Source organism: Bifidobacterium subtile, assembly GCF_000741775.1.
GTDB lineage: Bacteria > Actinomycetota > Actinomycetes > Actinomycetales > Bifidobacteriaceae > Bifidobacterium > Bifidobacterium subtile.
The window spans coordinates 181,370-208,091 of record NZ_JGZR01000001.1; the positions used below are offsets into that span (position 1 = coordinate 181,370).

Here is a 26,722-nt window from a genome sequence, read left to right on the forward strand (position 1 = left end):
AACGCCGTGTGTGCGTTCTTTACAGGGGCAATGCCACAATAGAGGGTATGACTTCACCGAAAGTGCTTATCGTGCAGCATGTCCCGTGGGAGAAACCAGGCCGTATTCTCGATAATCTTGAGGATCTGAATCTGCCGACGCTGACCATGAACATCGCCAAGCACAAGAAGGCAGAGCTGCCCGACTTCGGCGATCTTGCGGGGCTGGTGATCATGGGAGGGCCCATGGGCGCTACGGATTACGACCGATACCCAGGGCTGAAGAACGAGGCGAAGCTTGTGCGCGCGGCGATTGGCGTAGGCAAGCCGGTGCTCGGCATATGCCTGGGCCATCAGATCATCGCCACCGCGCTGGGCGCGAAGCTGAGCACGAACGACAAGTCGGAGATCGGATTCGCGCCGATCAAAAGCGTCGCCAAGCACGACTACTTCTCGATGTGGAGCAAGCAGCTCGACGTGCTGCACTGGCATCAGGACGTGGTGGAGGTGCCGGAAGGAGGCCAGCTGCTGGCGAAGTCGCCGGGCACGCCCAATCAGGCCTTCCGATTCGGCTCGGCGCTAGGGCTGCAATTCCATCTCGAAGTCAGCCGCCCGCTGCTGGAGGAATGGCTGAGCGAACCCACTATGACGAAGGGCTTGAAAAAGACGCATATCGCAAAGTTGCGCGATGATTTCGATGCATACAATTCTCAGCTGCAGCCGCTCGCCGATCAGGTTTTCGCCAGTTTTGCCGCCCGCTGCAACACATACGCCCGCACGCTGACAGCGTAAGTCATAAGAAGGCAACGATGAACGATGCCGGCGTCCGGCATGATGTGATATTCGCGCAGCACCTGCGGCTGTCGCATGGTGCGAACCTCTGATATGCCGCCATTCCCGGCGTTTCTGAAATTTCGCATTGCGATATTGGCGTCGCGTATGTGCCCATGCCGGTGCGCTCGTCAGTGGCGCAGGCGGGGATCGTGCATCGGCCGCGGTGCCTAGGGCTGGCGGTATAGTAAAAACTCTTATGCCTACGTATGACTTGGGATTAGAGCACGTTTCGCTCAGCTTCGCCACCAAAACCGTATTCACCGACGTGACGCAGGGCGTATTCGAAGGGGATCGCATCGGCATCGTCGGCCGCAACGGCGACGGCAAATCCACGCTGCTGCGCCTGCTGGACGGCGATCAGGAGCCGGATTCCGGGCGCGTCACCCGGCGCAACGGACTGACCTTCGGCATGCTTGACCAGCGCGACCCGCTCGATGACAACGCCACGCTGCGCCAGGCCGCGCTTGAGGGACGAGAAGACTACGAATGGGCGGCCGACTCGCGCTCGCGCGAGATCGTTGAGGCGCTGCTGGGGGGCCTAAGCCTCGAAACGACGATCGGCTCGTTGTCAGGCGGCCAACGGCGCCGCGCCGACTTGGCCCGGCTGCTGCTGCGCGACTGGGATATCCTGGCGCTTGACGAGCCGACGAATCATTTGGATGTGGTGACGATCCACTGGCTCGCCGAGCATCTGCGCCAGCGCTGGTCCGCAGGGCAGGGCGCACTGCTGCTGGTGACGCATGACCGCTGGTTCCTCGATGAGGTGTGCGAATCCATGTGGGAGGTGCATGACGGCGTCATCGATCCGTTCGAGGGAGGCTACAGCGCCTACATGCTGCAGCGCGTCGAGCGCGACAGGCAGGCCGGGGTGCGCGAGGAGCGCCGGCGCAATCTGGCGCGCAAGGAGCTCGCGTGGCTCTCCCGCGGCGCCCGCGCCCGCGCCACGAAGCAGAAGTTCCATGTGAAGCAGGCGAATGCGCTGATCTCCGACGTGCCGCCGCTGCGCAACACGTTGCAGCTCAGGCAGATGGCAACGTCTCGGCTGGGCAAACAGGTGGTGGATCTGCTCGATGTGACGCAGGTATTCCAGGATCGTGCGCAGGGAGGTGCGCTGCCCGGCGGCGACAGCGCCGCTCAGGCATTGGAAGTGGCGTCGGATGCGGCATCGGACGTGCTTTCAGGCGATTCTCCCGCGCAGATGGACATCGTGCCGGCTTTGTACGCGGAACCGGTGCTCAAGGGTTCTCTCGATCTGGATGTCGACGATGCCGACGATCCGCGTCTGGCGGATGCCGGGGTTGCGCTGGATGCCGTCGGCGCAGTGGCCGTCAATGGCGACGACAGCGCTCACCTCGACGTCAATGATGTCGTCGCGCGTAATGCTTCCGGCAGTGATGCCTCCGACAATGGTGATATCGCTTCCGCCGACTCGGATGCGACTTCGGCCGCGCACCGAGTGCATGTCAGCGGGCGCATGATTCTTGACGACGTGACCTGGCTGATCGGCCCGGGCGACCGCTTCGGCATCGTGGGGGCGAATGGCGCGGGCAAATCGACGCTGCTGCGCATCATCGACGGCACACTGACCCCGACCGCCGGGCGGGTGAACATCGGCAAGACCGTGAAGTTCGCGGTGCTCTCGCAGCGTCTGGACGAGTTGGAGAAGCTCAACGCCTACAAGGTCAAGGAAGTGCTCAGCCGTTACAAGCCCAGCTACATCGTCGATGGCAAGGAAGTCACGCCGGCGCAGCTCATGGAGCGCCTCGGCTTCGAATCGGCGCAGCTCATGACCCCGATCGGCGATCTGTCGGGCGGCCAGAAGCGGCGCATGCAGCTGCTGCTGGTCCTGCTTGACGAGCCGAATGTGCTCATCATGGATGAGCCGGGCAACGACTTGGACACCGACATGCTCGCCGTGATGGAGGACCTGCTCGACACCTGGCCGGGCACGCTCATCGTGGTTTCGCACGATCGCTACCTGCTCGAGCGCGTCACCGACCAGCAGTTCGCGCTTATCGGCGGCAAGGTGCGCCATCTGCCCGGCGGCGTGGACGATTATCTTGCGATGATCGAGGCGGCGCAGTCGGGCGGTGGCGCGATCTCTCCAAAGCCTTCAAAGCAGTCGGATTCCGCAGGTTCCGGCACGGCTGGCTCTGACGGTGGTGCTGTCAGCGGTGGTGTCATGGCTGGCAACAGCGAAAAAGCGGAGTCTGATGGCACGGAGAACGATGACAAGCTCACCGGCAAGGCCTTCCATGACGCGACCAAACGCATCTCGGCCATCGAGCGGCGGCTGGCCAAGCTCGAAGAGGGTAAAGCCGACATCGAAAGCCTTATGGCCGCGCATGACCCCAACGATTTCCAAGGACTCAATGCGCTCAATCAGGAATTGAACGGCGTGCAGGACGAGACCGAGGCATTGGAAGCCGAATGGATGGAGCTTTCCGAGCAGGTCGAGTAGCGGGAGAAACCGCAACGTTCAGAAGGCCTCGGCAGGTTTTTGCCGGGGTCTTTACTCTGGTGCGGTTGAAATAGGGCTGCTGTGCTCAAGATTCAGCTGTTGATACGCCCGGGTGAGTTGGGCCCATACGCATTCAGCTATTCACATTCCCAAGGATTGATCAATGCCACGCCGGTGCCTTCGAAGTCCTTGACATTGCGTGTGGCAACAGCTGCGCCATGAGCGCGAGCGATAGCGGCAATCATCGCGTCCTGTGCGCCGATGGGTCGGCCGACCTGCCGTCGTTCAGCGACGATGGCCGCATAATGTGGCGCGGTTTCCCGGCTGAACGGCAGGATTCGTTGTTCGTAAACTCGAAGAAAAGACTGTACGGCGGCAGACAGCGCGTTTCGTTTTCGTCCGGCGGGCTGAAGGGCGAGTCCGTACAGTAGTTCTGCTGCATTGATTGCGGTGGTATGACAATTGTGGGGTGGCAGCGTGATGAACCAGTCAATGACATGTGAATTGCCTTTGCCTTCTTTGAGGATTTCGCTCACTACGGTAGTGTCAAGGACGATCATCATCGTCTCCGAAATCGATGGGGCGAGGCTCGACGTCGTATGTGTTACGAGGAGGAACTAATTCCTCGTCCTCGTCAAGGCCATCGCCATCAAGCAAGCGCCACATCTCTTGAACGAGATCGGCATTCGATACGACATGATGTGTGATGTACTGGGCCGTGTATTCTTCCAAAACTGATCGCACTTCAGATTCCATGGATCGATTGTTGTCTTGGGCCGCCTGCTTGAGCACGGCTACGCATTCATCGGGTACTTTTCTCAGAGTCAGTGTTGCCATAATGTACCTTCTTGTTGCTGTCATAATGCTAGCATACAGTGCTGTCATTATGCAGGCATGCAGTGCTATTATCATGCAAGCATGCAGTGAGGCAGTCTCTGCTGACCGATTGAGGTAATTCCATTGGAATGATATTGCCAAGAAAATGAAGAGGGAATGCACACGGAGTGCATTCCCTCTTCATCGTTATGCGGATCAGTCAGCGCCCGGTGATCTCCGAGCCGATGACCTTCTCGCTCAGGGCGTGCGGGCCACGCGTCATCGCGACCGCACCGGAGCGGACGAGTTCGATGACTCCATACTGGCCCAGCAGGCCGAGCAGCGCATCGATCTTGCCTTCGGCGCCGGTTGCCTCGATGGTGAGCGATTCGGTATGCACATCGACCACGCGTACGCGGAAAAGCCGCACGATCTCCAGCACGTCGGAGCGGCTCGACTCGTCGGCGGCGACCTTGATGAGCACGAGTTCGCGTTCGACGGTGGTATCCGAGTCCAGGTCGACGATCTTGAGCACGTGCAGCAGCTTGTTGAGCTGCTTGATGATCTGCTCAAGCGGCACATCCTCCACGTCGGCGGTGACCGTGAGCCGGGAGATGTCCGGGCGCTCGGTGGGGGAGACCGACAGCGAGTTGATGTTGAACGCGCGGCGTGCGAACAGGCCGGCGATGCGGGCGAGCACGCCCGGGCGGTTCTCTACCAGCACCGAAAGGGTGTGGCGCTTGGAACCGGGCTGTGAAGCAGGATAATTGGCCATGATGAAGCTCCTTGTCTCCTTGAACTAGCCCTAGTCGTTCGTGCTCTGCGCTGCGGCGGTGGAACGCGGTGCGGCTGCAGAACGTGCTGCTGCGGGACAAGCAGCGGAAGAGCCGGCAGCGCCAGCCTCGCCGGCTGCGCCATTCGTCTTCAACGGCGTGACGCCAGGCTTGTAGACCACCTCGTCGTTCGAAGTGCCGGCGGCGATCATCGGCCAGACCATCGCATCCTTCCACACGCGGAAGTCGATGAGCACCGGGCGGTCGTTGATGGCATTGGCCTTCTCGATCGCGGCAATCGCCTCGTCCTTGGTGCGCACGCGCAGCCCCACGCATCCGTAGGCGTCGGCGAGCTTGACGAAGTCGGGGATGTCAGTCTCCTCGGGCACGTCATCGCCGTCGAAGAGATCCGTCTGCGAATAGTGCTGCTTGTAGAACAACGTCTGCCACTGGCGCACCATGCCGAGCGTGGAGTTGTTGAGTATCGCGATTTTCAGCGGCATATGCTCCTGGAACGCGGTGGCCAGCTCCTGCGGGTTCATCTGGAAGCTGCCGTCGCCGTCGATAAGCCAGACAGGCTTGGCGCCCTTGAAGTCGCGCTCCGAACCGACGCATGCGCCGAGCGCCGCAGGCAGGCCGTAGCCCATCGTTCCCAGCCCGCCGGAGGAGATCCAGGAATGAGGGCTCTGGAAGTCGATGAACTGCGAGGCCCACATCTGATGCTGGCCGACGCCGGAGACCCAGATCGTCAGCGGATTGGCCACATCCGAAAGCTGCTCGACAACCCACTGCGGGGCCAGCGAACCGTCGTCAGATTCGGCGTAGGCGTTGGGATACTCTTTGCGCCATTCGTCGATCTGCTGCCACCAAGCCGCATGCTCCGGCTTGCCCTGAATGGATTGCGTGCGCCTGATCTCCACGATCAGATCGTCGAGCACGGTGGCCACATCGCCGACGATCGGCACGTCGGCCCGCCGGTTCTTGCCGATTTCAGCCGGGTCGATATCGATATGAATCACGCGTGCCGTCGGCGCGAAGGCGTTGAGATCGCCGGTGACGCGGTCGTCGAAGCGCGCGCCGATGGCGACCAGCAGATCGGAGCGCTGAATGGCCCCGGTCGCGGCGATGGTGCCGTGCATGCCGGGCATGCCGAGCACCTTCGCATCGCGGTCGGAGACGAGCCCGCGTGCGGGCAGCGTCGTGACGATGGGGGCGTTGACGAGTTCAGCAAGCGTCTTGACCTGCGCTCCGGCGTCGGAACGCACCGCGCCGCCGCCCACATAGAGCACCGGCCGGTAGGACTGCTCGAAGAGTTTCGCGGCTTCGCTCAGCACATGGCCGTGGGCCTTGGTGACCGGATTGTAGCCGGGCAGAATCATGCGCTGCGGCCAGGAGTAGTACATCAGCTCCTTCTGCGCCGTCTTGGTTACATCCACGACGACCGGCCCGGGCCTGCCCGAGTTGGCGATGTAATGCGCCTCGGTGAGAACGCGCGGGATGTCCTGCGCGCGGGTCACGAGGAAGGAATGCTTGGCCACCGGGTAGGTGATGCCGACGATATCGGCCTCCTGGAAGGCGTCCGTGCCGATGGCGCTCACGCCGACCTGGCCGGTGATGACCAGCAGCGGCACCGAATCCATATTCGCGTCGGCGATGGCCGTCACGACGTTGGTGGCGCCGGGGCCGGAGGTGACGATGCACACGCCGACCCGCCCGGTCGCGATGGCATAGCCTTCGGCGGCATGCCCGGCCGCCTGCTCATGGCGCGTCAGCACGAAGCGGAATGAAGTGTCGTCGTTGATCGCATCGTAGACCGGCAGAATAGCGCCGCCGGGAATGCCGAATACGTCCTTCACCCCCAGATCTTCCAGGGATCGGACCAGCGCCTGAGCGCCGGTCATCTTCTCGCCGTCGACTATCGCCTGCTTGCGCTCCGGCGCGGAAGGCCGGGGAACGCCGCTGAATGCCTGGAGAGGCGTTGGTGACACCATAATTCCTCTTACTTGTTCTCTTTGCTGTAGGGTGCCGCACCGAGACGCGTCAGATGTTCTCGGCGCGGCGGATGAATAAGCGCTCCTGCCATATGTCCGCTTGTGGCGGTGCAAACGACAGGGCGCAGTTGCCATCATGGTAATAGCAGCGGGCGGGGAAAACGCCCGGATGCCCATATTTTGGCGGCTGCATGTGTTTTTCGGCTCTTGTTTCCGGGCTATTGCGACTGCGCCTGCTATCGCGGGTCTTGGCTGGCGGGAACTCGGCTCGCCTTTCATGAACGTTTGGAACGCCTAGGGCCTCTGGCATCCAAAGTCTTCCAAGCGTCCTGCGCGGCTGCGAGCTGCGCCTTGCGCTTGCTGGTTCCGGAGCCGGTGCCCAGCACCTCGTCATTATCGGGCAGCACGGCGCGGGCCGTGAAGGTCTGCCCGTATTCTGGTCCCGCCACCGCCATGCGGTATTGCGGATCCTCAAGACCCATCTGATGGGCCTTGACGGTCAACGAAGTCTTCCAATCGAGGGCCGGGCCTTCATGAGAGACCTCTTCAAGCGTGTCGTCGATCAGTCGGTGGATCATCGCTCGCGCCTCATCGATGCCGTGTTGCACGAAAGTCGCGCCGATCAGCGACTCCACGATATCGCACAGAATCGAGCTTTTATCCGCGCCGCCGTCCTCGGCCTCGCCATTGCCCAGCAGAATATATGGTCCGACTTGCAGTTTTTCGCGGGCGATTTTGGAAAGCGCCTCTTCGGAGACCGCCTTCGCCCGCATTTTCGCCAGCTGGCCCTCGTTCATGTCCGGGTGCAGGCGATACAGCGTTTCGGTCGAGACGAGTTCGAGCACCGCGTCGCCGAGGAATTCGAGGCGCTCGTAATTCGCGGCTCCTGGATGCTCATGCGAGAACGAGCGGTGCGTGAGCGCCTGGACCAGCAATTCCGGTTCGATGGTGGTGCCCAGCACGGCGAGCAGTTCGTCGGCGGGCGTGCCCGCTGGCGTGATAACTGGTGCGCTATGCCCGGCTAAATTCGTCTTGACGGCATCTGGCGTCGGCTCGCTGCCGGATTCGGACTCATGATTGCTCGTGGATGTTGGTGCGGTATGCATCGTGGATTCTTCCTTCACGAATTTCCTTCATGCTACGCAAAAACCCCGCCACCCGTCGATGGCAGGGTTTCATAGCTGGACTACTCTACTGTCCGGTTGACTGCGCTCACTTGGTGTGGGCGGACTGGATGGCCTCGCGGTAGACGCGGCCGCGGAACGATCCGCAGCTCGGGCAGGCCATGTGCGACAGCGTCGGGGCGCCGCAGTTCGGGCAGGTGGTGGTCGGCGCCGCAGACGCCTTCCAGTTTGCGCGACGCGAATGCGTGTTGGCGCGCGAAGTCTTGTACTTAGCAATGCCATGGTAATTCCTCTGTTTCGTTCGAACGATTGAGCTTAAGCGTCCAATATCGTAACGCGACCGCCGTACATTGTCCATTGCGCTCATCGATGGCCTGTCGATGCTACGCCTTGTTCGACGGATCCTGCGTGCTTTGGTTCTGCTCCAGCTGCGCCTTGAGGCCGGCTAGGGAAGCGAAGCGAATATCGGTGACATCATGGCGATGATCGGGATGCTCATTGAGATTCACGCCGCATTGCGGGCATAGGCCGCGGCAGTTCGGCTTGCACAGCAGTTGCAAAGGCAGATTCTCGACCAGCGTGTCGCGCAGCAACGCTTGGATATCGGCGTATACGCCATCGGCGCTCAACGGGTAGGTGTCCTCGGCCTCGTCCTCGCCGGCGATGATTTCCACCTCATCCCTGGCGGCCCTGTCCTCGGCCGCGCGTGCATTGTAATGCATGGCGCCGGTAGGCTGCGGCGCATAGGGGAAGAAGGCGGTCGCATCCAGCCCCCAGTCGCGGTTGATTGGCACGAGGCAGCGCGTGCACTCCGCGTGCAGCGGCGCGATGACATGCGCCTGGAACACCAGCCCGTCCACAATCGAATCGAAGGCGCCATCCACGCGTATGTCGCTGCCCTCCTGCACGCCTACGATCTGGTCGCCGATGCCATCGGGAGCAGGGTATGCGGCATCGACCTCCTGACGCTGCCCCGGGCGCGAGGAGACCTGCGCCACGGGTATGGCCCATGCGGAATCTTCAGGACGAATCATGTGTGACAACTTTAGCCTTCCGGATAGTCGGTGCGATCGAGATGCGGCAGCTGCTCGGCGGCGGTTTGCTGGCGCTCGCTCAACACGTCGAGACCGGCCTGCACGTCGTGCCCGAGCTTGCCCAGCTGCTCCTGCAAGCCGCTCATGACCGTGGCGCAATACTGGTTCGCGCCCCGTGTGAGCTGCTCGGCCTTGGCCTGCGCCTGATCGAGGATAGCACGCGCCTTCTGGCGGGCAAGCTCGGTGACATTCTCCTGACCGGCGAGGAACTGCGCCTGATCCTGCGCCTCCTGGACCATTTGCGCGGCTCGGCTCTGCGCCGATGCGATGATCGCGTTTGATTGGCTCTGCGCGTTCTCCAAGCGCCGCTCCGATTCGCGCATCAGGGAAGATGCGCGCTCGAGCTGCACGGGGAGCTTGTTCTTCAGCTCGTCGATCCGGTCTTCGAACTCGATGCGGTCGACCTTCACCGTGCCGGGCGAGAAAAGACTGCCCTTGGCTTCGTGCAGCGCCTCCTCAAGATGATCGAGGATGTCGTAGACCGTGGTGAACTCGGCCCGGCTTCGGCTCTGGGCCGAATCAGGCATGTCCGTGTCGGCCGTCTCGCGCAGATCGGGCAGCGACGACATCGGGAAGAGATCATGGACCCGGCCGCGGCCCTGCGCTTGCGCAGAGCCGCCCGCGTCCGGCGATTCGCCGACGTTGCGAATAGGCTGGTTGCCCAGATTGGAGCGCATCGAACCCGTGGTGTCGTCAGCCGGTTCGCCTGCGGAGTAATCGCTGTCGTTCACGGCATTCGTGTCGGCCATTATCGGCTCCCTTCTTGTTTGAGCGCGTCGGCAAGCAGCGGCACGACGCAATCGGGCACCATGCCGGTCACGTCTCCGCCGTGGCGCGCCACATCCTTGACGATCGAACTGGAAATATGCTCCAGCACGGGGTCGGCCGGCAGAAACAGCGTCTCGATGTGCGCGAGCTTGCGGTTCACCAACGCCATGCCCAGTTCGGCCTCGTAGTCGCCGTTCTGCCGCAGGCCCTTGACGATCACCGTCGCGCCGACCTGCTGGCAGTAATCAGTGATAAGTCCTGAGGTGGAGGCCACTTTGACCTTGGTGTAGCCGTCCTCGTCCAAGGCGCGGCGGATGGCGTGGACTCGGTTGGCGTCCGTGAACATCGGCGTCTTTGCGGCGTTGACGGCCACCACGACGTGCACTTCGTCGAAGAAGCATGCGCTGCGCTCGATTACGTCGAGATGTCCGGCGGTTACGGGGTCATACGAGCCGGGGCATACTGCGATAGTCATAGCTCTAGGGTAACGCTGCCTTGCGAGTAACGCCGCGGGCCATCAAGTGGGCGTGTTCGCCGCTGGGCGCGGCATCGTATGCGGATGCGGCGTCCGTTGGCACGGAGTTCCGCTCTGCGCGGGTGCTGTGTTTTCGAACAAGGTCTCTTGCGGTTTCTCATGGACGCGATATTTTACGGATACGTCATGGTTATGAACACCGTGTCTTCTATGATGGAATGCAAACGGCATCGCGGCATCGCAGACCTGCTGCGGCGCGACGATAAGCTCGCGCGGAGAACTGCGTTGCGGCCATGCAATGGCTAGGACGATGGTTGATGTGCGTTGATGGTTCAACGGTAAGGACGGATGTATGTTTGGCAAGGTAATGAATAGTGAGGGCGGCGTCCCTATCGCCGCACGCCGCGCGACTGCGGGCCAGCCAGAAGGCCCTGCGCTCGCAAATGCCGTCGCGCTTGACGACGCCGATCCTGTCTCCCCGCTTTCGAACCCCGATTCCGGCACCGGCACTGCGGTGCTGGAACGCCCGCAGACCGAGGAGCAGACGAGCAGGTCGGACGACGGCGACGCCGACCGCTTCGCCCATTACGTCTCCAAGGACCGCATCATGCAATCGCGCATCACCGGTCGGCCCGTGGTGGCGCTGTGCGGCAAGATCTGGGTGCCGAAGCACGACCCCTCCCAATACCCGGTATGCCCGGATTGCAAACGCATCTACGAAGAGATGACCGGCGGCAAGTGAGACGCGGGCGAGGGACTCACTACTGACTAGTGTGCTGGCCGGTTTCACGACTGGCGTGACGGCGCAATCATATGACGGCGCAATCACGCGATTGCGCCGTCAACTGAAATCGCCGTCAGCGTGCGTTTTACGTCACGAGGGCGGGCCATATCGGAGAACGTACGCTGAGTGCGCGTCAGCGTACGTTCTCCGGTACGAGGTAGCGAAACGTCACGGAAAACGTACGTTGGGCGAATGGTTTCCGGCGGGTGCGCGCAGTTAGGCGTTGATGATCCAGGGCACCGTGTTTTACAGCACCGTCACTTCGGTCGGGATCGCCGGATCGCCCTTCATCAGCGACTGCGCGGTGATCGGCAGCTCGGCCAAGGCCTGCGCCCGGTACGCCTGCGCGTTCATGATCGCATCATGACCTTGGTAGTGGGCGTCGATGCTGCCGTGATCGACGTAGCTCACCAGCAGATCCTTCCAGCTTTCCGGCATCTGATAATCGGCGAGGCTGGCCTCTGAACCGGAGATCACATGCTCGCAGTCGGCGAGGCTGTATTCGTACGAGCGGTAGGCCAGCTTGCGGCCGGGCACGCTCGCCTTGTCCTTGGATTTCTTGGCCACCGGCTGCATCACGCCCGCGCTGTTCTCGCGCTCCGCCAGCTTGTAGACCATCGCGCAGGTCGGCGCGCCGGAGCCGGTGACGAGCATCGTGCCCACGCCGTAGGAGTCCACGGGAGCGGACTGCAGCGCGGCCAGCGCGTATTCGTCCAGATCGTTGGTCACCGTGATCTTGGTGTTCTTCGCGCCGAGGGCATCGAGCTGGTTGCGCACGCGCTGCGCGAGCGACGCCAAATCGCCCGAGTCGATGCGCACGCCGCCTAATTCCGGCCCAGCCACCTCGACTGCGGTTTTCACGGCCTCCTCGATGTTGTAGGTGTCGACGAGCAGCGTGGTGTTCTTGCCGAGCGCATCGATCTGCGCTTGGAAGGCGTCACGCTCCGAATCGTGCACGAGCGTGAAGCAGTGGGCGGCGGTGCCTATCGCCTTGAGGTCGTAGCACTGTGCGGCAAGCAGGTTCGCGGTGCCTTGGAATCCGCCGATGATGGCGGCTCGTGAAGCGGCGACCGCGGCCCATTCGTTGGTGCGTCGGCCGCCCATATCCATGCAGGGGCGGTTCTTGGCCGAAGTCACCATGCGCGAGGCGGCCGAGGCGACGGCCGAATCATAGTTGAGAATCGACAGGATCAGCGTTTCCAGCAGCGTGCATTCGCCGAAGGTCCCCTCCACCTGCAGGATCGGGGAGTTGGGGAAGAACATCTCGCCTTCGCGATAGCCGATGATCGACCCGGAGAACCGGAAATGCTCCAGCCAATCGATGGTCTTGCGGCCTACAATGCCGCGATCGGAGAGGAATTTGAGTTCCCCGTCGCCTAAGCGGAAGCGCTCAAGCGCATCCAGGATGCGCCCGGTGCCGGCCACGACCCCGTAGCGGCGGCCTTCAGGCAAGTGCCTGGTGAACACCTCGAACACGCATTGGCGCTGTGCGGTGCCATCGCGCAGCGCTGCGTCCAGCATGGTGTATTCGTACATATCCGTCATCAGTGCTGTTGAACTTAGTGCGGTTGAATATTGCGCCGCCGAGTTCAGTGCCGTTGAGCTGTCAGCCATCGTTGCCCTTTCGTTGTGCCATTGACACGCATTGCCGCCGGAAAGCGGGCCTTTGCCGATTCATCCTAGTCGTCCAGTCAGATTCTGGCGATAAGGTGGTTCACTATGAAATCCAGAAGCGCGATGAGATTCGTTGCAGGGCTCTGGCGCTTGGCATGCGCGTTCCTGTGCTTCGCGGCCACGAGCGTGGCCTGGCACACGCCTAATTATTGGGTCTATTTCACCTATCAGACCGGTTTCGTGCTCGGCATCGTGATGCTGTGGGCGGGTGCCGCGAGCCTGCTCAATGGCATACAGCCGCCGGCTTGGCTCAAAGGCTGCCTTACCTTTTATATCGTCATCACCGGCATCGTGGCATTGACGCTCCTGCCACCGCCCGACCCGGCGACATCGAAGTATGTGTTCGGCATCCTGACCAACACGATGCTGCATCAGGCGGTGCCGATTATCGCGGCCATCGATTTTCTGCTGTTCGACGAGCATCGGCGTTTCGCATGGCATTACCCGCTTACCTGGCTCATCTACTTCCCCTTCTACCTCACCTTCGTGCTCGTGCGCGCCCAGCTGTGGCCGCGCTCCGGACCCCAGCCCGATGGCGGCGCCTATCCGTACGATTTCATCAACCTCGCGAAATTCGGCTGGGTGCAGGTGGGAAGCAACATATTCTTCATGCTCATCGGCTTCATATTGCTGGGCCTGCTGCTGTTCATCGTCGACCGCATACTGCCGAAGAGGCCGCTGCTGGGGTGAGCGGGCCGGGCAGTTGTGCCGGCCGTGGTTTCCGTTGCGCTGGCTGGGTGCCGGATTGGGCAATGTCATTGGTCGTGATATTCCGCTGTAGTATCGCGTGTCGGGCTGCTCGGGATGCTCGGGATGCCGTGGACGGACGCTACGCGAAACGGCAGATGGTGCTGCTGACTTGAGATAAGCCTGCGCATATGATTCGCGCGACATGCGTTTCCAGAGGGGCGTCGAGCGTGTGCCCGTTGCAGGCAGCCGCGCCATGCGTGGTGATAGGTTGAAAGCATGGTTGAAATCAAGGATATGATGGGCGACGCGACCGTGACTCGCGCCGATGGCCGCACAATCGACGAACTGCGGCCGGTGAGGATAACCCGCCACTTCACCGATGCGCCGGAGGGTTCGGTGCTGATCGAATGCGGCAACACGCGTGTGATGTGCACGGCGACGTTCACCGACAGCGTGCCCCGCTGGCGACGCGATTCCGGCCTTGGCTGGGTCACCGCCGAATATGCGATGCTGCCCCGTGCCACCTCCCAGCGCACCGACCGCGAATCGGTGCGCGGCAAGATAGGCGGCCGCACGCATGAGATCAGCCGACTTGTCGGTCGCTGTCTGCGCGGCGTCATCGACATGAAGGCTTTGGGCGAGAATCAGATACAGCTCGACTGCGATGTGCTGCAGGCCGATGGCGGCACCCGCACCGCCTCTGTCACTGGGGCGTACGTGGCTCTGGTGGATGCGCTGCGCTGGGCCGAGGAGCAGCATCACATCAAGTCGGCTGACAAGGTCATCACCGATGCCGTTTCCGCGGTTTCGGTCGGCGTGATCAACGGCGTGCCGATGCTGGACCTGCCCTACGCCGAGGACAGCCGGGCCATGACAGACATGAACGTGGCCATGACCGGCGCCGGCGCCTTCATCGAGATTCAAGGCACCGCCGAGCATCGCCCCTTTAACCGCGAGGAGCTCGGCACGCTGCTGGATCTGGCCGAAAAGGGCAACCGCGAATTGCAGCAGGCCCAGAGCGAGGCCCTCGCACAAGGCTGATGCGCTGGCGATTGCGGAGCGGCCGTGCCGGGCAATCACGGGCGGCCGTTCAGCGTTTCGACGCGCTATATTGTGACGTGCTATGTGCCGCGTGCTGCGTGCCATTGTCATTCCACACATTGATTGCAAGCATCAGTAATCGCACATTGGAGGAGCATGTATGAGAATCATCGTCGCCACGCATAACGAAGGCAAGCTGGTCGAGATTCGCCGTATCCTGCAGCAAGACCTCGGCGCACAAGCCGACGAGGTGGAGCTGGTCTCCGCAGGTTCGTTGGGCTTGCCTGATCCGGTGGAAACCGGAACGACGTTCGAGGAGAACGCCTTGCTCAAGGCCCGCGATGTCGCCAGCCGCACTGGGCTGCCCGCCATCGCCGACGACAGCGGACTGATCGTCGACGTGCTGGGCGCTGCGCCGGGCATTCTGTCGGCGCGCTGGTCCGGCGTCCACGGCGACGACGAGGCGAACAACGCTTTGCTGCTGGCCCAGATCGCGGATATTCCAGATGCGCACCGCACCGCACGCTTCCGCTGCGCCGCCGCATTGGCGGTGCCGGAAGGCTTTGCGGCGGATGCCTCCGTCTCCGATGCCGCTGAAGCTGGCGCCATGGCTGTTGATGACGCTGCCGACAGCGACCATGCCAACGCTGACGTGGCTGCGGACGCTGACGACCGCGGCACGAACGGTGTCGGCTTCGGGACTGACACCGACTTTAGTGCCGCCGGTATCGCCGAACATGACAGGGGCGGCGAGCGCGGCGCGGTCGAGGACGGTGACCGTAACGCCGATAATGACGGCGCAACCCCAACCCCGTATGCCATCGCCGCGCAATACGTGCAAACCGGCGATATGCCGGGCTGCATCATCCGCACTCCGCGTGGCAAGCAGGGCTTCGGCTACGATCCGCTTTTCGTGCCCGACGACCAGCCCGGTCGCACGAACGAGCACGGCGAGCCGCTGACCAGCGCCGAGATGACGCCGGCCGAAAAGAACACTATCTCCCACCGTGGCACGGCCATCGCCGCGCTGATGCCCAGCATCGAGCGACTGCTTTCGAACCGTTAGATTCAGGGATCTCAGGACGCAGAATCCGTCCTGCCCGAGACTGTTTTGTCGCGTTATCTTGCCCTTACCGCTACAATTCGGTCGCTAAGGCTTCGTTATCGTCCGTTTTGTAGCGCCAGCAACAAAGTATCGCTACATAACGGTCGCTAAGGGTGCAACACGTGCGCGGCTTGGGTGGAATTGGTGCCCAAACCCCGCGTTCATGCGCCGACCAAAAAGTGGAAGCCCATCATCATCACGATGGCGATCACGGCGGTCAGCGACAGCGTGAAGCCGGCGAGTCTGGCGTTGCCGAGCACTTTGTCGGTGAACATCGTGGAGAAAATCGCCGTGGGGGCTAAGCAGCATAGCGCTACGGCCTCGCGCACGAGCGGGTCGAAGGGGAGTAGGAACCATGCCGCCGTGGCAAAAATCAATGAGCACGGCAGCCGCCAGCCGATTACCGTGAGCACGGCCTTGATATCATGCGAATCCCGTGGCAATTCGGTGAGCATGCCGACCATAAGCATCGAGCAGAAGGCGTTGGCCGAGGCGAAGGGCTGCGAAACCGTCGCGATCCACGTCGGTATTGTGATGTTGACCAGCATGAGCAGCACCATAAGAATATACGTGTCGAACGAGGGCGAAGTGAGGAATCCGCGCGCCACATTGCGCCGCAGGGCACGCCGTCGCAGCCGACGCGCGTCGCGATCCGCCGGGCGAACGTATGGCAAGGTCGGTGCGGCCCCGGCGTGCTGTTGCGCGAGGGTTTTGCCCGGCTCGATGTGCAGCAGGGTCTGCATGATGACGTTGGTGCCGGCCGCGACCATAACGCTGTTGCCGATGTCGAACATCGCCGCGGGAATGAGCGCCGATGGGCCGAGCAGGGACTGCAGCACGGGGAAGCAGAAGCAGCCGATGTTGAACCCGGAGCCGTTGAGCATGAGGAATGCGCGGTCGCTCACCGGGCGATGCCGCGAACTCAGGAAGATCGCCAGCGCGGGCAGCAGAGCCGCCGTCAGCGAGAACGCCGAGATGGCGAGCAGACTGATGTGATGCGGGTTGGTGGCGAAGGAGTAGATGATGGCGCCAGGCAGCACCAGATTGAACTCGGCGGTCTGCAGCACGCGGTAATCGAGCGGGCCGAACAGGCGGGCGCGTTTGAACAGATATCCGGCCAAGATGATGAGCAACAGCGTCGTCGGCTGGATGATCGCAGACATGGCTTCTTCTTCCCTGGGCTGGCGGCGGCGTTCGCATTTGGTATGTCACCAGCCATGATAGGCCTCGGCTGTTATCGGGCATGGCGCATGGTGCTTCGCTCCCGGAGGCATGCTAGATTAATGGGGGCCATGCGACCATCACCGTTGCCGTGGCATCGCGCACATGGCGGAATTGGTATACGCGCAGGATTTAGGTTCCTGTGGCCTTGCGGCCGTGAGGGTTCGAGCCCCTTTGTGCGCACACCGAGAACAGAGCCGAAAAGCACTGGAAACACTGGGCAAAGAAAAACTTACGCGTCCTCCGGAACCTGTTCTGAGCGCGTTTGTTTTGAGTGCATGCCCGAGAAGAATATCATTCATGGCCTCACCGACGGCATCAAGATCAACGTCGAACAGATCCGCGTACGCGTCCGACGTCATCGCGGCGCTCATGTGCCCCAATTGCGTCGCATTTTCCTGGAGGCGCTGTGCCTTTGAAGCGCATACTGCATTTTCGCAACACAGTGTCCGCAAAATGTGATATTTCCCTCATAATCGGGCGAATCGGCTGCGCGTCGCCCGCTCCTGACCGTTTCGAAAGCGGGCCGTATATATACTTGCAAAGGTAATATAGGCAGTGGTTCGACGCGGCGCGATGCGGCGTCGTGCGGTGCTGCCGCAGAGAAACAGTCCCATCGTACGAAGGTGACATTATGACGACAATTGCTGTTCTAGGCGCAGGTTATGCGGGCATGCGCGCGGTCAAGCGGCTGGTCCACGAAAAGGTGGATGCGCGCATCGTTCTGGTCAATAATAACCCCTACCATTACGAATCCACCCAGCTGCATGAGATCGCGGCAGGGACCAAGGAGCCGTCCGATATCACTTTCGACATCCGCGATGCCGTTTCAGACAAGGTCGAAGTCGTCATCGACACAGTGGAACGCATCGATCGGGAAAGCAAGCAGGTGGTTCTCAAGGAGAGCCAGCCGCTCGCCTATGACTATCTGGTCAACGCGCTGGGTTTCGAATCGGAGACCTTCGGCATTCCCGGCGCCGAAGAGAACAGCCTGTCGTTCAGCAACATCGACTCCGCGCTCGCGGTGCGCGAGCATATGGAGAAGACGCTGGCGAACTATGCGACCAGTCATGACGAGAACGACCTGCACATCGTGGTGTGCGGAGCCGGATTCACCGGCATCGAGCTGCTCGGCGAACTCGCCTGGCGCGTGCCGCAGCTGGCCAAGCAATATTCGCTGCCCGAAGACCTCATCCGCATCACCTGCGTCGAAGCCTCGCCGAAGATACTGGCGATGCTGCCCGACAATCTGTCGAAGTGGGCGGTGGACTACCTTACTTCCAAAGGCGTCGAGATCCACAACGGCATTATGATCACCGAGGTCAGGCCCGGCGTCGTGGTGACGGCTGATCAGGAGTTCCACGCCAACACGATCATCTGGACCACCGGCGTGCGCGGCAGCCATGTGATCTGCGATTCCGGTTACGAGCAGAAACGCAACCGCGTGATCGTCGAAGACGATCTCTCCGTCAAGGGCCATCCCGACGAGTATCTTGTCGGCGACGTCAGCGCCGTGCCGGACGCGCAGTCGGGCCGGCTCTACCCTACGACCGCGCAGATTTCCATCGCGCAGGCCGATGTGGTCGCAGCCAACATCGCGGCTCGTCTGGCCGGCCGCGAACCGCACAAGTTCACTTTCAAGAGCCTGGGCACGGTCTGCTCGCTCGGGCCGCACGCCGGCGTGGCCGAGCTGAACATGATGGGCCATTGGAAACTCAAAGGCCACAAGGTCAGCATGGTCAAACGCCTGGTCAACGACCGCTCGGTGCTTGAGCTGGCGCATGTCAAGGAAATGCTGGAAAGCAACTAGACGCTCGGCACGCTGGCACTCAGTGAACCGCTACTCAGTAGACTGGTACTGAATAAACACAGTGCTTGAATAAACACAGTATTTGAATAAACACAGTATTTGAATAAACACAGTACTGACGAACAGGCACCGAGCACCACATACTGAGTACAAGACGCTGGGTAGCAAGTACTGGGCAACTGGGCAGGGCCGCCCGCCAAGCATGGCGCGTGACCCAGCACAGACAGACATCGTGCGAAACATCGTTCGAAAAGAGGCATAATCGTGGGACTATCCATTCTGGGGCTGTCGCGATTCCAGTTCGCGATGACGACCATCTATCACTTCTTCTTCATCCCGGTTTCGATCGGGCTGGCGCTCGCCGTGGCCATCATGGAGACGATGTACGCGGTGAACAAGAAGCTAGTCTATCTGAAAATGGCGAAATTCTGGGGCAAGATCTTCCTGCTGAGCTTCGCCGTGGGCGTGGTCACCGGCATCATCCAGGAGTTCCAGTTCGGCATGAACTGGTCGAATTATTCGCGCTTCATGGGTGATATCTTCGGTGCGCCCTTGGCCATCGAGGCGCTGCTCGCCTTCTTCATGGAGTCGACCTTCATCGGCGTGTGGATGTTCACCTGGGACCGCTTCAAGCCCGGCGTGCATGCGATCTTCATCTGGCTGACCTGGCTGGGCTCGACGCTCTCGGCCATCTGGATTCTGGCGGCCAACAGCTTCATGCAGCATCCGACCGGCTTTGAGATCAACAAGGCGACCGGGCATGTGCGGCTGCGCAGCTTCATGGACGTGGTCGCCAATCCGCAGCTGTGGCGCGCCTTCCCGCACGTCATCTTCGCGGCGGTGATGACCGGCGGCATGATCATCCTGGGCATGAGCGCCTTCGCTATGCTGCACAAGCGCACGCAGCAGCATGACGGCGACAAGGTCTTCTTCACCAAGTCGATTCGCTTCGGTGCGGTGGTCGCGCTCGTGGGCGCGGTGTTCGCGACGGGTGCCGGCGACTTGCAGACCCAGTTCATCATCGAGGATCAGCCGATGAAATTCGCGGCGACCGAGGCCATATACAACGACACCAGCGACCCGGCCCCGTGGGCCGTCGTCTCGCTGATCAACGAGGAGGACAAGACCGCCAACAGCATCGAGATCCCCTATATGCTCTCGTTGCTCTCATATCACAGCACATCAGGCTCGGTCAAGGGCATGAACACGGTCAACAAGGAGCTGCATGAGCAGTACGACGCGAAGTTCGGCAAGGACATGAACTACTATGTGCCGGTCACCACGCTGTTCTGGAGCTTCAGATTCATGGCGCTGTCCGCGGCAATAGCAGGGCTGGCGTCGATCCTGGCGCTATGGTTCACGCGCAAAGGCAAGGACACGCTGATGAACTACCGCTGGCTGCTGTGGATCATGGGCGCGTGCACGTTCGTGCCGTTCATCGGCACCACCGGCGGCTGGCTCATCACCGAGCTCGGACGCTACCCGTGGATCGTCTACGGGCTGCTGACCATCGCCGACGGCGTCTCGCCGACCGCCACCGTGCCGAGCCTGCTATTCACCAACATCGTCTACTTCCTGCTGTTCCTGCTGCTGGGAGCGGTGATGATCTTCTACTCGCGCCGGGTGCTCTACCAAGGCCCCGACGGCGAGGGCGAGCTGCCGGCCGGCAAAGCCAGGGCGGCTGAACGCACATCGCCTGTGTCTGCTCAATCAACTGGTTCGGTTTCTGGCAACGCAGGTGGTACTGAAAGGAGCGTGGCACTCTCATGAATTTCCTGGAAGGCTTATGGTTCATCGTCATCGCGCTGTTGTTCGCGCTGTTCCTTGCGTTTGACGGCCTCGACTTCGGCGTCGGCATGGCCACGCGCTTTATTGCGGAGAATGGCCGCGAGCGCAGCCTGTTCATGCGTGCCATCGGCCCGCATTGGGATGGCAACGAAGTGTGGCTCATCACCGCCGGGGGCGCCATGTTCGCGGCGTTCCCGCTGTGGTATGCCAGCCTGTTCTCCGGCTATTACATTCTGCTGTTTCTGGTGCTCGTCGGGCTCATTCTGCGCGGCGTATCGTTCGAATTCTCCGCGCATGCGCTCACCGACCGCGAGCGTTCGATATGGCAGTGGGCGAATTTCGTCGGCAGCCTCGCCGCGCCGTTCTTCCTGGGGATGATGCTCACCAGCCTCATCCAGGGTGTGCCGATGGACAGCGATGGCAACGCATGGGCTGGCTTCTTCGACGTATTCAACTGGCTGTCTGTGGTCGGCGGCATCGCCGTCGTGTTCTTCTGCTTCGTGCATGGGCTGCATTTCCTGAGCCTCAAGCTCGACCGCGTCATGTCGCGCAAGATGCTCAATGTGACGCAGAAGGCCTATTGGATCGCCTATCCAGCGCTCGCAGCGTTCGTGGTGCTTGCGCTGATCTTCACCGATTTCTATGCGGTGCGCCCGGTTTCGAGCTGGCTGATCACCGTGGTGATACTCGCGGCGACTATCGCCGGGCATGCTTCCGCGCTCGCCCATCGCGGTGGCTGGGCCTTCATTTCGTCGGCCGTGACGCTGGCGGGGATCATCGCCTTCATCTTCAATGGTCTCTTCCCGCGCGTGATGATCGCGACCGATGCGGCCAATGATCTGCTCATCAAGGATGCCGCGGCTTCTCCGTACACCATGGCCATCATGACCGTCGTGCTGTGCGTGCTGCTGCCGGCCGTCGTGGCGTACTTCGCGTGGAGCTACGCCATCCAACGCAAGCGTCTGCCCGCTGTCGATGCGCCTGACGCCAATCTGAAATACGCGGAGTAACAGCGGCTGAGGGCGGGCTGGGCCGTCGAAGGCTGCGTCGGCATATGCCGACGCAGCCTTCGAACGAGCTGCAGCTAGCTGCGTCCAGGCGCCACGCAAATAGCTGGTTTTGAATGGCGGAATACTTCGAATAAACACCATGCGGCATGTATCTGCGCTGGTTGAGACGCTAATCTCATGACACCTCGAGCCTTGGTAGAAAAATGACGATTTCCGGCAGCCCGATACTTGATGCTCGCGAAATAACGCCCTACATAACGCAGACAGGTCGCTGTTGGCAGGGAATATCCGCGTGCGGCCAGATTACGATTGCAATGGCTGCAGCGATGCACGCATAGGCGTCGGCGATGTACGGCCTAAACGGCATACGGGTTTTCCATGTGCAGCAGTGTTGCGGTTCCCAGCAATGAGACAAGAAGGCGTGCGATGATCGACAAAAGCCTGTTCCGATTTCCCGGGTTCAGACGGACCATAGGTTTGCTGGCGGTGCTTTCGCTGGCGCAGGGCGCCAGCATCGTGGCGCAGGCCTATGGCCTGACACGCGCGTTGGTGGAGATCTGGCAGCGGCATGCCATGGCGTCGCTGCTGTTGCCCGTGGCGATATTCGGCACGGCCTTCGCCTGTCGGCAGCTGTGCGAAGTGGGCAAGCAGCGCGTCGCCACGTATTATGCCGGTGGCGTTGTCGATGAGCTGCGGCCGCAAGTGCAACGCAAGGTCTTCCGGCTCGGGCCGGCAGCATTGGCCAAGCGGGGAACGGGCGCATCGGTGACCATGCTGATCGAGGGACTCGACCAGACCAAGACCTACATCCGGACTGTGCTGCCGAAGATGATGGATATGTCGTTCATCCCGGCCATCGTGCTGATCGCCGTTTGGTCGCAAAGCTGGCTCAGCGGCCTCGTGCTGCTGCTCGTGCTGCCGCTGCTGTTCTTCTTCATGGCTATCCTGGGCATCGCGGCCCGCGACAAATCCGACAAGCAATACGCCGAATTCCGCGCGCTGAGCAACACGTTCGTCGACACGATTCTGGGCCTGCCGACCCTGCGGATGCTGGGCGTCGACAAGGAGTACGAGCGCACGGTTGCCAGCGCCAGCGATCGCTTCCGCAAGCGCACGAACAGCGTGCTCAGAGTAGCGATGACCTCCACCTTCGCGCTCGACTTCTTCACGACTTTGGCGATTGCGATCATGGCCGTAGCTCTGGGCAACGCGCTGATCAACGGCACGGTAGTGCTGTTTCCGGCGCTGTTTTCGCTGATTCTCGCGCCGGAATACTTCCTGCCCATCCGCCAGTTCGGCGACGACTATCACGCGACGCTCAACGGCAAGAACGCACTGCAAGACATCAACGGACTGCTCGGTACGCCCGAACCTGAACAAGACGGCGGCCTTGACTGGCCAGGCTGGGGGAACGGCAGCACGCTGAAGGTGCGCGGGCTTGCGTTTGTGTATGAACACAGCGTGTATGAACACAGTGTGCATGAACGCCGTGCGCATGATGCTAACGGTGGCGCAACCGGCGCAAAAGGCAGTGACGACGCCAACGACGCCGGCGGCAAGGTCAGCGATGAGAATAACGGCGCGGATGAGGCTGATACCGGTATTTCCAGCAACACGGCCAGCGTCGCAATCGCCACAGCGGGTGCCGTCGCAGCCAGTCAACCCGGTGATGCCCATCCCGCGTTGCACGACCTGTCCTTCACGCTGCACGGCTTCGAGAAAGTCGCCATCATCGGCCGATCGGGCGCCGGCAAGTCAACGCTGATCAATATGCTGGCCGGTTTCAACATTCCCCAGCAGGGGGACATTGAACTTGATGGTCAGCAGCGCGCGCACTTCAACGCGCCCGCATGGCAGCGGCATATCAGCTATATTCCGCAGACGCCGTATATTTTCAGCGGCTCCATCGCTGATAACATCCGCTTCTACAACCAGTCAGCGGGCGCCGACGATGTGCGCGACGCCGCCGAGCAGGCCGGACTGGGCGATTGGCTCGGCATGCTTCCCTATGGCTTGGACACGCTGATCGGCGAGGGCAATCGCGGCATCAGCGGAGGGCAGGCCCAGCGCATCGCCTTGGCCCGGGTCATCGCCGACGGATCACGCTCTATTCTGTTGTTTGACGAGCCGACCGCACACCTGGACATTGAGACCGAATACGAGCTCAAACAGACCCTGCTGCCGCTTATGCACGATCACCTGGTGATATTCGCCACGCACCGCCTGCACTGGCTGGCGAATGTCGATAAGGTGCTCGTGCTTGACGAAGGCCGCATCGTGGATGCGGGCGCGCCAACGCAATTGCTTAACCGGGAAGGCCCGCTGCGAGAGCTCATCGATGAGATGGGAGGCAACCAGATTGAAGGATGTTTCAATGGGCAACGCCGCGAATAATGGCATTGACGATGGCGCTCCACGCCCCAGCGGCTTCTCACGGTACCTGCGCATCTGGCGCAACGACCACTGGTTCTGGCCCTACTTGCGGCAGCACCGCCTGCTGCTGGCCGGGATTTTCCTCGTTGGCGCGTTTACTTTCGTATGCGCCGCCGGACTGATGTTCACCTCGGGCTTTCTCATCAGCAGATCGGCTCGCCACCCGTACAACATCTTCGCGGTCTACGTGCCCATCGTGCTCACGCGCGCCTTCGGCATCGGCCGGCCGTCGTTCAAGTACCTCGAACGCATCGCAAGCCACGACTGGGTGCTGCGCGTGGTCTCCAAGCTGCGCGTGCAGCTGTACCGCACCCTGTCGCGTGATGCCGCATTCCTGACCGAACACGAGCGGACCGGCACAGTGCTGGGCCTGTTGGCCGACGATCTGGACCATTTGGAGAACTTCTACCTGCGCACAATTTTCCCCACGATCGTGGCGTATATCATGTGGATCGTCGTCACGATAGCCGTCGGCGTCTTCTCGTGGCAGACCAGCCTGATTCTGTTCCTGCTCTTCGCGCTGGTGCTGATCGCCGTGCCGCTGATGTCGCTGGCGTTCTCCGATGCCCGCTACGCACGCGAAAAGGCGGCGCAGCAGCACGAATACACGGCCGTGACCGAAAGCTACCTAGGCTTAAGCGATTGGTTCATCACGCATCGTGGCGAGGAATTCAGCGCGAACGGGGCCGAACAGTTTGCGCAGATTGGCGCAAGTCAGGCCGAGCAGAAGCGGTTCGAGCGCTGGCGCAACTTCGCCATCCAGATGATCTTCGCTGTGATGGCGGTTGGTCTGCTGGCGGGCTCGGCGCTGTTCCTGACATCCAGTACGAGCCGAGCGGATTTCGCGGCCGCCGTGGTGCTGTCGTTGTTCCCGCTGATCGATTGCTTCATCGTCGTCGCGCAAGCCTTCGCCGAAGTGCCGCTGTACAACGATTCCCTGGGGCATCTCAATGCGCTGACCGAACGCGTCGAGGCGCACCAGCCGGACGAAGTAGTGCAGCAGCAGCTTGTCGGGCCGCTGCGCGCCATTGATTTCGACCACGTGACGTTCTCCTACGGTCCCGACCAACCCATGCTGCTCGACGATTTCAGTCTGCATATCGAGGCTGGCCGGAAAGTGGCGCTGCTCGGCCCCAGCGGCGAAGGGAAGACCACGATTCTGCAGCTGCTGCTCGGTGATCTCCTGCCTCAGCGCGGCGAGATCCGCGTCAACGGCATACCCGTGCGGGCATTGCAGGCCGAACGTGCGCGGCTGTTCGGCTACCTGAATCAGCAGGCCTTCGTATTCAATACGACCATCGGTGACAATGTGCGGCTTGGCCGGCCCGATGCGTCGGATGGCGACGTCTGGCAGGCGCTGGATGACGTGCAGCTCGGCGACTTCGTCCGCAGTTTGCCGAATCAGCTTGCCGAGCCGGTCGACGAATCGGGCCGGCGGCTCTCCGGCGGCCAGCGCCAGCGCCTTGCCTTGGCCAGGGTGCTGCTCAAGAACACGCCGGTGATCCTCTTGGACGAGCCGAGCATCGGCCTCGACCCGATCACTGAACGCACGCTAATGGACACGATTTTGCGTGTGAGCCGGCAGCGCACGCTGCTGTGGGTGACCCATCACTTGCAGGGTCTCGAGGACGCGGACCGCGTGGTATTCCTCGAATCCGGGCGCATCGCGATGCAAGGTGCGCCCCACGAGCTCTATCGCAGCAACGCGCGATTCCGCGAACTCTACCGGCTCGACGTCGGCGAACTCACGGCATAGCTACAGTTGCCCGCGGATGCGGCGCAGCACATCCCTGATCTGTCGGATCGTCGCCGATTGGAAGGCGTCCGCCGATCCGGCGAGGCATGCGTCGGCCTCGTCGAGATGCCGCATGGCTTCATCTTGGGAACGCCGGATCAGCTCAGGATGCAGCTGGAGATAGTCCTCCACAAGTTTTGGGTCGTTGCGGCTGAGCAGCCCGGCGACATCGGGATTATCGCGCAGCGCCAGCAGCACGGGAAGCGTATAAATGCCATCCGCCACGTCTTCGAGCTTGGGTTTGCCGGTATCGTGCGCGAGATCGAAATCGGCGATATCGTCCATGATCTGGAAAGCCATGCCGACGTGATCGCCGAAAGCCCGCGCGGTCTCCAGCAGCGCTGGGTCGAGGGCCTGCGAGCCCAGCCGCACTCCGGTGAGGCAGGCGAGTCGGAAAAGCGCGGCGGTCTTTCCGCCGATGGCCTTGCGATAGTAATCGAGCGTCGTTTCGGCGTTATGGCGCGCCGCTTCCTGCAGCAGCTCGCCGCCGACGATCTCGCAGACGGTCGAGGCCTGCTCGCGCAGGAAATCGGTGCTCGGGGCGATTTGTGCCATGATCTCCATGTAGCGCGACAGAATCAGATCGCCAAGATATATTGCCGCCTTGTTGCCGGCGGTGGTGTGCACAGTGGGCTGATTGCGCCGGATAGGAGCAGAGTCAAGCACATCGTCGTGCACGAGCGTGGCCAGATGCAGCATCTCGATCGCCGCCGCGCCAGTGATGACCTGGCCATCGAGCTTGCCGGCGTTGCCGCCGGCTGCCCGGCCGAACAGCACGACGAGCGTAGCGCGAATCATCTTGCCGTGATTGTCGAGCAATTGGCGGTACTCGCGGCGGTACGGGGCGACGCTGGTCTCCTCGCCGTGAAGCGTCTCGACGACGCGGCGCATATCCGACTGCAACGTTATTTCCTGCTGTACTGACATGCGCCCCGCTCTCGTTCTTCGGCTATAAACCATACCAATATATCAATGTTTGGCGCATCCGCGACCGCCCTGTTGATTTCAGGCGGCGCCGAACGCACGATAGCTGCGTGCAGCGTGCGCATGCCGCACG

At 61.7% G+C, this 26,722-nt stretch carries 24 protein-coding genes and 1 tRNA gene; 13 read left to right on the forward strand and 12 right to left on the reverse strand.

What is annotated here, in order from left to right; all coding sequences use genetic code 11:
- The first annotated feature begins 47 nt into the window (after positions 1-47).
- Together BISU_RS00840 and BISU_RS13630 are read left to right on the forward strand one after the other, a co-directional pair.
- A complete protein-coding gene (locus BISU_RS00840) occupies positions 48-770 on the forward strand; it encodes a type 1 glutamine amidotransferase (RefSeq protein WP_024464371.1) in 723 nt (240 codons plus the stop codon).
- Between the two features lie 238 nt (positions 771-1,008).
- Positions 1,009-3,273, forward strand: a complete 2,265-nt coding sequence (locus BISU_RS13630) for an ABC-F family ATP-binding cassette domain-containing protein (RefSeq protein ID WP_024464372.1) — start codon at positions 1,009-1,011, stop codon at positions 3,271-3,273.
- 137 nt (positions 3,274-3,410) lie between these two features.
- Here the strand turns inward: BISU_RS13630 and BISU_RS11845 are convergent, their stop codons facing one another.
- The 9 genes from BISU_RS11845 to coaD all read right to left on the reverse strand — a co-directional run bounded on the left by BISU_RS11845 (position 3,411) and on the right by coaD (position 10,314).
- Positions 3,411-3,809 carry a type II toxin-antitoxin system VapC family toxin gene (locus BISU_RS11845; protein WP_202805531.1) on the reverse strand — a complete coding sequence of 133 codons (399 nt, stop codon included), beginning with the start codon at positions 3,807-3,809 and terminating at the stop codon, positions 3,411-3,413.
- Positions 3,810-3,819: 10 nt separating this feature from the next.
- A complete protein-coding gene (locus tag BISU_RS00855) occupies positions 3,820-4,110 on the reverse strand; it encodes a FitA-like ribbon-helix-helix domain-containing protein (protein ID WP_024464374.1) in 291 nt (96 codons plus the stop codon).
- Positions 4,111-4,309: 199 nt separating this feature from the next.
- Positions 4,310-4,864 carry an acetolactate synthase small subunit gene (gene ilvN / locus BISU_RS00860; RefSeq protein WP_024464375.1) on the reverse strand — a complete coding sequence of 185 codons (555 nt, stop codon included), beginning with the start codon at positions 4,862-4,864 and terminating at the stop codon, positions 4,310-4,312.
- Between the two features lie 30 nt (positions 4,865-4,894).
- Complete coding sequence (locus BISU_RS00865) at positions 4,895-6,853, reverse strand: acetolactate synthase large subunit (protein ID WP_024464376.1); 1,959 nt, start codon at positions 6,851-6,853, stop codon at positions 4,895-4,897.
- A gap of 275 nt (positions 6,854-7,128) precedes the next feature.
- The gene (rnc, locus tag BISU_RS00870; protein ID WP_226839127.1) at positions 7,129-7,977 is read right to left on the reverse strand and encodes a ribonuclease III; all 849 of its coding nucleotides are present in this window, start codon (positions 7,975-7,977) and stop codon (positions 7,129-7,131) included.
- Between the two features lie 88 nt (positions 7,978-8,065).
- On the reverse strand, positions 8,066-8,254 hold the full coding sequence (gene rpmF, locus BISU_RS11850; protein WP_233419495.1) for a 50S ribosomal protein L32: 189 nt from the start codon (positions 8,252-8,254) through the stop codon (positions 8,066-8,068).
- Positions 8,255-8,360: 106 nt separating this feature from the next.
- Positions 8,361-9,011, reverse strand: coding sequence for a YceD family protein (locus BISU_RS00875; protein WP_024464378.1), 651 nt, complete (start codon positions 9,009-9,011; stop codon positions 8,361-8,363).
- Positions 9,012-9,022: 11 nt separating this feature from the next.
- Entirely contained in the window at positions 9,023-9,820 is a 798-nt protein-coding gene (locus BISU_RS00880) for an ATP synthase F0 subunit B (RefSeq protein ID WP_024464379.1), read from the reverse strand.
- Complete coding sequence (coaD, locus tag BISU_RS00885) at positions 9,820-10,314, reverse strand: pantetheine-phosphate adenylyltransferase (protein WP_024464380.1); 495 nt, start codon at positions 10,312-10,314, stop codon at positions 9,820-9,822. Before coaD ends, BISU_RS00880 begins: the two co-directional genes overlap by 1 nt.
- Before the next feature lie 514 nt (positions 10,315-10,828).
- Between coaD and BISU_RS13470 the strand changes: the two genes are divergently transcribed.
- Positions 10,829-11,056, forward strand: a complete 228-nt coding sequence (locus BISU_RS13470; protein WP_404801780.1) for a DUF3039 domain-containing protein — start codon at positions 10,829-10,831, stop codon at positions 11,054-11,056.
- Between the two features lie 288 nt (positions 11,057-11,344).
- Here BISU_RS13470 and BISU_RS00895 read toward each other — a convergent pair whose 3' ends face one another.
- Positions 11,345-12,712 (reverse strand): nicotinate phosphoribosyltransferase, encoded by a 1,368-nt coding sequence (locus BISU_RS00895; RefSeq protein WP_024464382.1) that lies wholly within the window; start codon positions 12,710-12,712, stop codon positions 11,345-11,347.
- A 123-nt stretch (positions 12,713-12,835) separates the two neighbouring features.
- Here BISU_RS00895 and BISU_RS00900 point away from each other — a divergent pair, with 123 nt between their 5' ends.
- From BISU_RS00900 to BISU_RS13045, 3 genes are all read left to right on the forward strand, one after another.
- Entirely contained in the window at positions 12,836-13,462 is a 627-nt protein-coding gene (locus BISU_RS00900) for a Pr6Pr family membrane protein (RefSeq protein ID WP_024464383.1), read from the forward strand.
- A 276-nt stretch (positions 13,463-13,738) separates the two neighbouring features.
- Positions 13,739-14,503, forward strand: coding sequence for a ribonuclease PH (rph, locus tag BISU_RS00905; RefSeq protein ID WP_024464384.1), 765 nt, complete (start codon positions 13,739-13,741; stop codon positions 14,501-14,503).
- Between the two features lie 160 nt (positions 14,504-14,663).
- Positions 14,664-15,569 (forward strand): non-canonical purine NTP pyrophosphatase, encoded by a 906-nt coding sequence (locus BISU_RS13045; RefSeq protein WP_024464385.1) that lies wholly within the window; start codon positions 14,664-14,666, stop codon positions 15,567-15,569.
- Between the two features lie 200 nt (positions 15,570-15,769).
- On the opposite strand, the gene BISU_RS00915 is transcribed toward BISU_RS13045, so the two are convergent.
- Positions 15,770-16,771, reverse strand: a complete 1,002-nt coding sequence (locus tag BISU_RS00915) for an AEC family transporter (RefSeq protein WP_024464386.1) — start codon at positions 16,769-16,771, stop codon at positions 15,770-15,772.
- A gap of 157 nt (positions 16,772-16,928) precedes the next feature.
- Here BISU_RS00915 and BISU_RS00920 point away from each other — a divergent pair.
- From BISU_RS00920 to cydC, 7 genes are all read left to right on the forward strand, one after another.
- Positions 16,929-17,012, forward strand: a tRNA-Leu gene (locus BISU_RS00920).
- Between the two features lie 95 nt (positions 17,013-17,107).
- On the forward strand, positions 17,108-17,248 hold the full coding sequence (locus BISU_RS12355; RefSeq protein WP_155803845.1) for a hypothetical protein: 141 nt from the start codon (positions 17,108-17,110) through the stop codon (positions 17,246-17,248).
- A 215-nt stretch (positions 17,249-17,463) separates the two neighbouring features.
- Positions 17,464-18,639 (forward strand): NAD(P)/FAD-dependent oxidoreductase, encoded by a 1,176-nt coding sequence (locus BISU_RS00925; protein WP_024464387.1) that lies wholly within the window; start codon positions 17,464-17,466, stop codon positions 18,637-18,639.
- Between the two features lie 264 nt (positions 18,640-18,903).
- Positions 18,904-20,409: a cytochrome ubiquinol oxidase subunit I gene (locus BISU_RS00930; RefSeq protein ID WP_226839129.1), complete on the forward strand. Its 1,506-nt coding sequence runs from the start codon at positions 18,904-18,906 to the stop codon at positions 20,407-20,409.
- Positions 20,406-21,437 carry a cytochrome d ubiquinol oxidase subunit II gene (gene cydB / locus BISU_RS00935; protein WP_024464389.1) on the forward strand — a complete coding sequence of 344 codons (1,032 nt, stop codon included), beginning with the start codon at positions 20,406-20,408 and terminating at the stop codon, positions 21,435-21,437. Before BISU_RS00930 ends, cydB begins: the two co-directional genes overlap by 4 nt.
- 426 nt (positions 21,438-21,863) lie before the next feature.
- Positions 21,864-23,831, forward strand: coding sequence for an ABC transporter ATP-binding protein/permease (locus BISU_RS00940; protein WP_024464390.1), 1,968 nt, complete (start codon positions 21,864-21,866; stop codon positions 23,829-23,831).
- Positions 23,812-25,626 (forward strand): thiol reductant ABC exporter subunit CydC, encoded by a 1,815-nt coding sequence (gene cydC, locus BISU_RS00945; RefSeq protein ID WP_081672805.1) that lies wholly within the window; start codon positions 23,812-23,814, stop codon positions 25,624-25,626. The genes BISU_RS00940 and cydC overlap by 20 nt, the downstream gene beginning before the upstream one ends.
- Here the strand turns inward: cydC and BISU_RS00950 are convergent, their stop codons facing one another.
- Positions 25,627-26,592 (reverse strand): polyprenyl synthetase family protein, encoded by a 966-nt coding sequence (locus tag BISU_RS00950; RefSeq protein ID WP_033502742.1) that lies wholly within the window; start codon positions 26,590-26,592, stop codon positions 25,627-25,629.
- Positions 26,593-26,722 lie beyond the last annotated feature (130 nt).

What these genes read in the sequence shown, in the direction of transcription:
- BISU_RS00855 (WP_024464374.1), bottom strand. Translation starts at nt 4,110, where the DNA reads ATGGCAACACTGACTCTGAGAAAAGTACCCGATGAATGCGTAGCCGTG.
- BISU_RS12355 (WP_155803845.1), top strand. Translation starts at nt 17,108, where the DNA reads ATGCCCGAGAAGAATATCATTCATGGCCTCACCGACGGCATCAAGATC.
- BISU_RS00925 (WP_024464387.1), top strand. Translation starts at nt 17,464, where the DNA reads ATGACGACAATTGCTGTTCTAGGCGCAGGTTATGCGGGCATGCGCGCG.
- rph (WP_024464384.1), top strand. Translation starts at nt 13,739, where the DNA reads ATGGTTGAAATCAAGGATATGATGGGCGACGCGACCGTGACTCGCGCC.
- BISU_RS00875 (WP_024464378.1), bottom strand. Translation starts at nt 9,011, where the DNA reads ATGATTCGTCCTGAAGATTCCGCATGGGCCATACCCGTGGCGCAGGTC.
- BISU_RS00940 (WP_024464390.1), top strand. Translation starts at nt 21,864, where the DNA reads ATGATCGACAAAAGCCTGTTCCGATTTCCCGGGTTCAGACGGACCATA.
- ilvN (WP_024464375.1), bottom strand. Translation starts at nt 4,864, where the DNA reads ATGGCCAATTATCCTGCTTCACAGCCCGGTTCCAAGCGCCACACCCTT.
- BISU_RS00915 (WP_024464386.1), bottom strand. Translation starts at nt 16,771, where the DNA reads ATGTCTGCGATCATCCAGCCGACGACGCTGTTGCTCATCATCTTGGCC.
- cydB (WP_024464389.1), top strand. Translation starts at nt 20,406, where the DNA reads ATGAATTTCCTGGAAGGCTTATGGTTCATCGTCATCGCGCTGTTGTTC.
- BISU_RS00880 (WP_024464379.1), bottom strand. Translation starts at nt 9,820, where the DNA reads ATGGCCGACACGAATGCCGTGAACGACAGCGATTACTCCGCAGGCGAA.
- BISU_RS00840 (WP_024464371.1), top strand. Translation starts at nt 48, where the DNA reads ATGACTTCACCGAAAGTGCTTATCGTGCAGCATGTCCCGTGGGAGAAA.
- BISU_RS00865 (WP_024464376.1), bottom strand. Translation starts at nt 6,853, where the DNA reads ATGGTGTCACCAACGCCTCTCCAGGCATTCAGCGGCGTTCCCCGGCCT.
- BISU_RS13045 (WP_024464385.1), top strand. Translation starts at nt 14,664, where the DNA reads ATGAGAATCATCGTCGCCACGCATAACGAAGGCAAGCTGGTCGAGATT.
- coaD (WP_024464380.1), bottom strand. Translation starts at nt 10,314, where the DNA reads ATGACTATCGCAGTATGCCCCGGCTCGTATGACCCCGTAACCGCCGGA.
- BISU_RS13630 (WP_024464372.1), top strand. Translation starts at nt 1,009, where the DNA reads ATGCCTACGTATGACTTGGGATTAGAGCACGTTTCGCTCAGCTTCGCC.
- BISU_RS00900 (WP_024464383.1), top strand. Translation starts at nt 12,836, where the DNA reads ATGAGATTCGTTGCAGGGCTCTGGCGCTTGGCATGCGCGTTCCTGTGC.
- cydC (WP_081672805.1), top strand. Translation starts at nt 23,812, where the DNA reads ATGGGCAACGCCGCGAATAATGGCATTGACGATGGCGCTCCACGCCCC.
- BISU_RS00950 (WP_033502742.1), bottom strand. Translation starts at nt 26,592, where the DNA reads ATGTCAGTACAGCAGGAAATAACGTTGCAGTCGGATATGCGCCGCGTC.
- BISU_RS00895 (WP_024464382.1), bottom strand. Translation starts at nt 12,712, where the DNA reads ATGGCTGACAGCTCAACGGCACTGAACTCGGCGGCGCAATATTCAACC.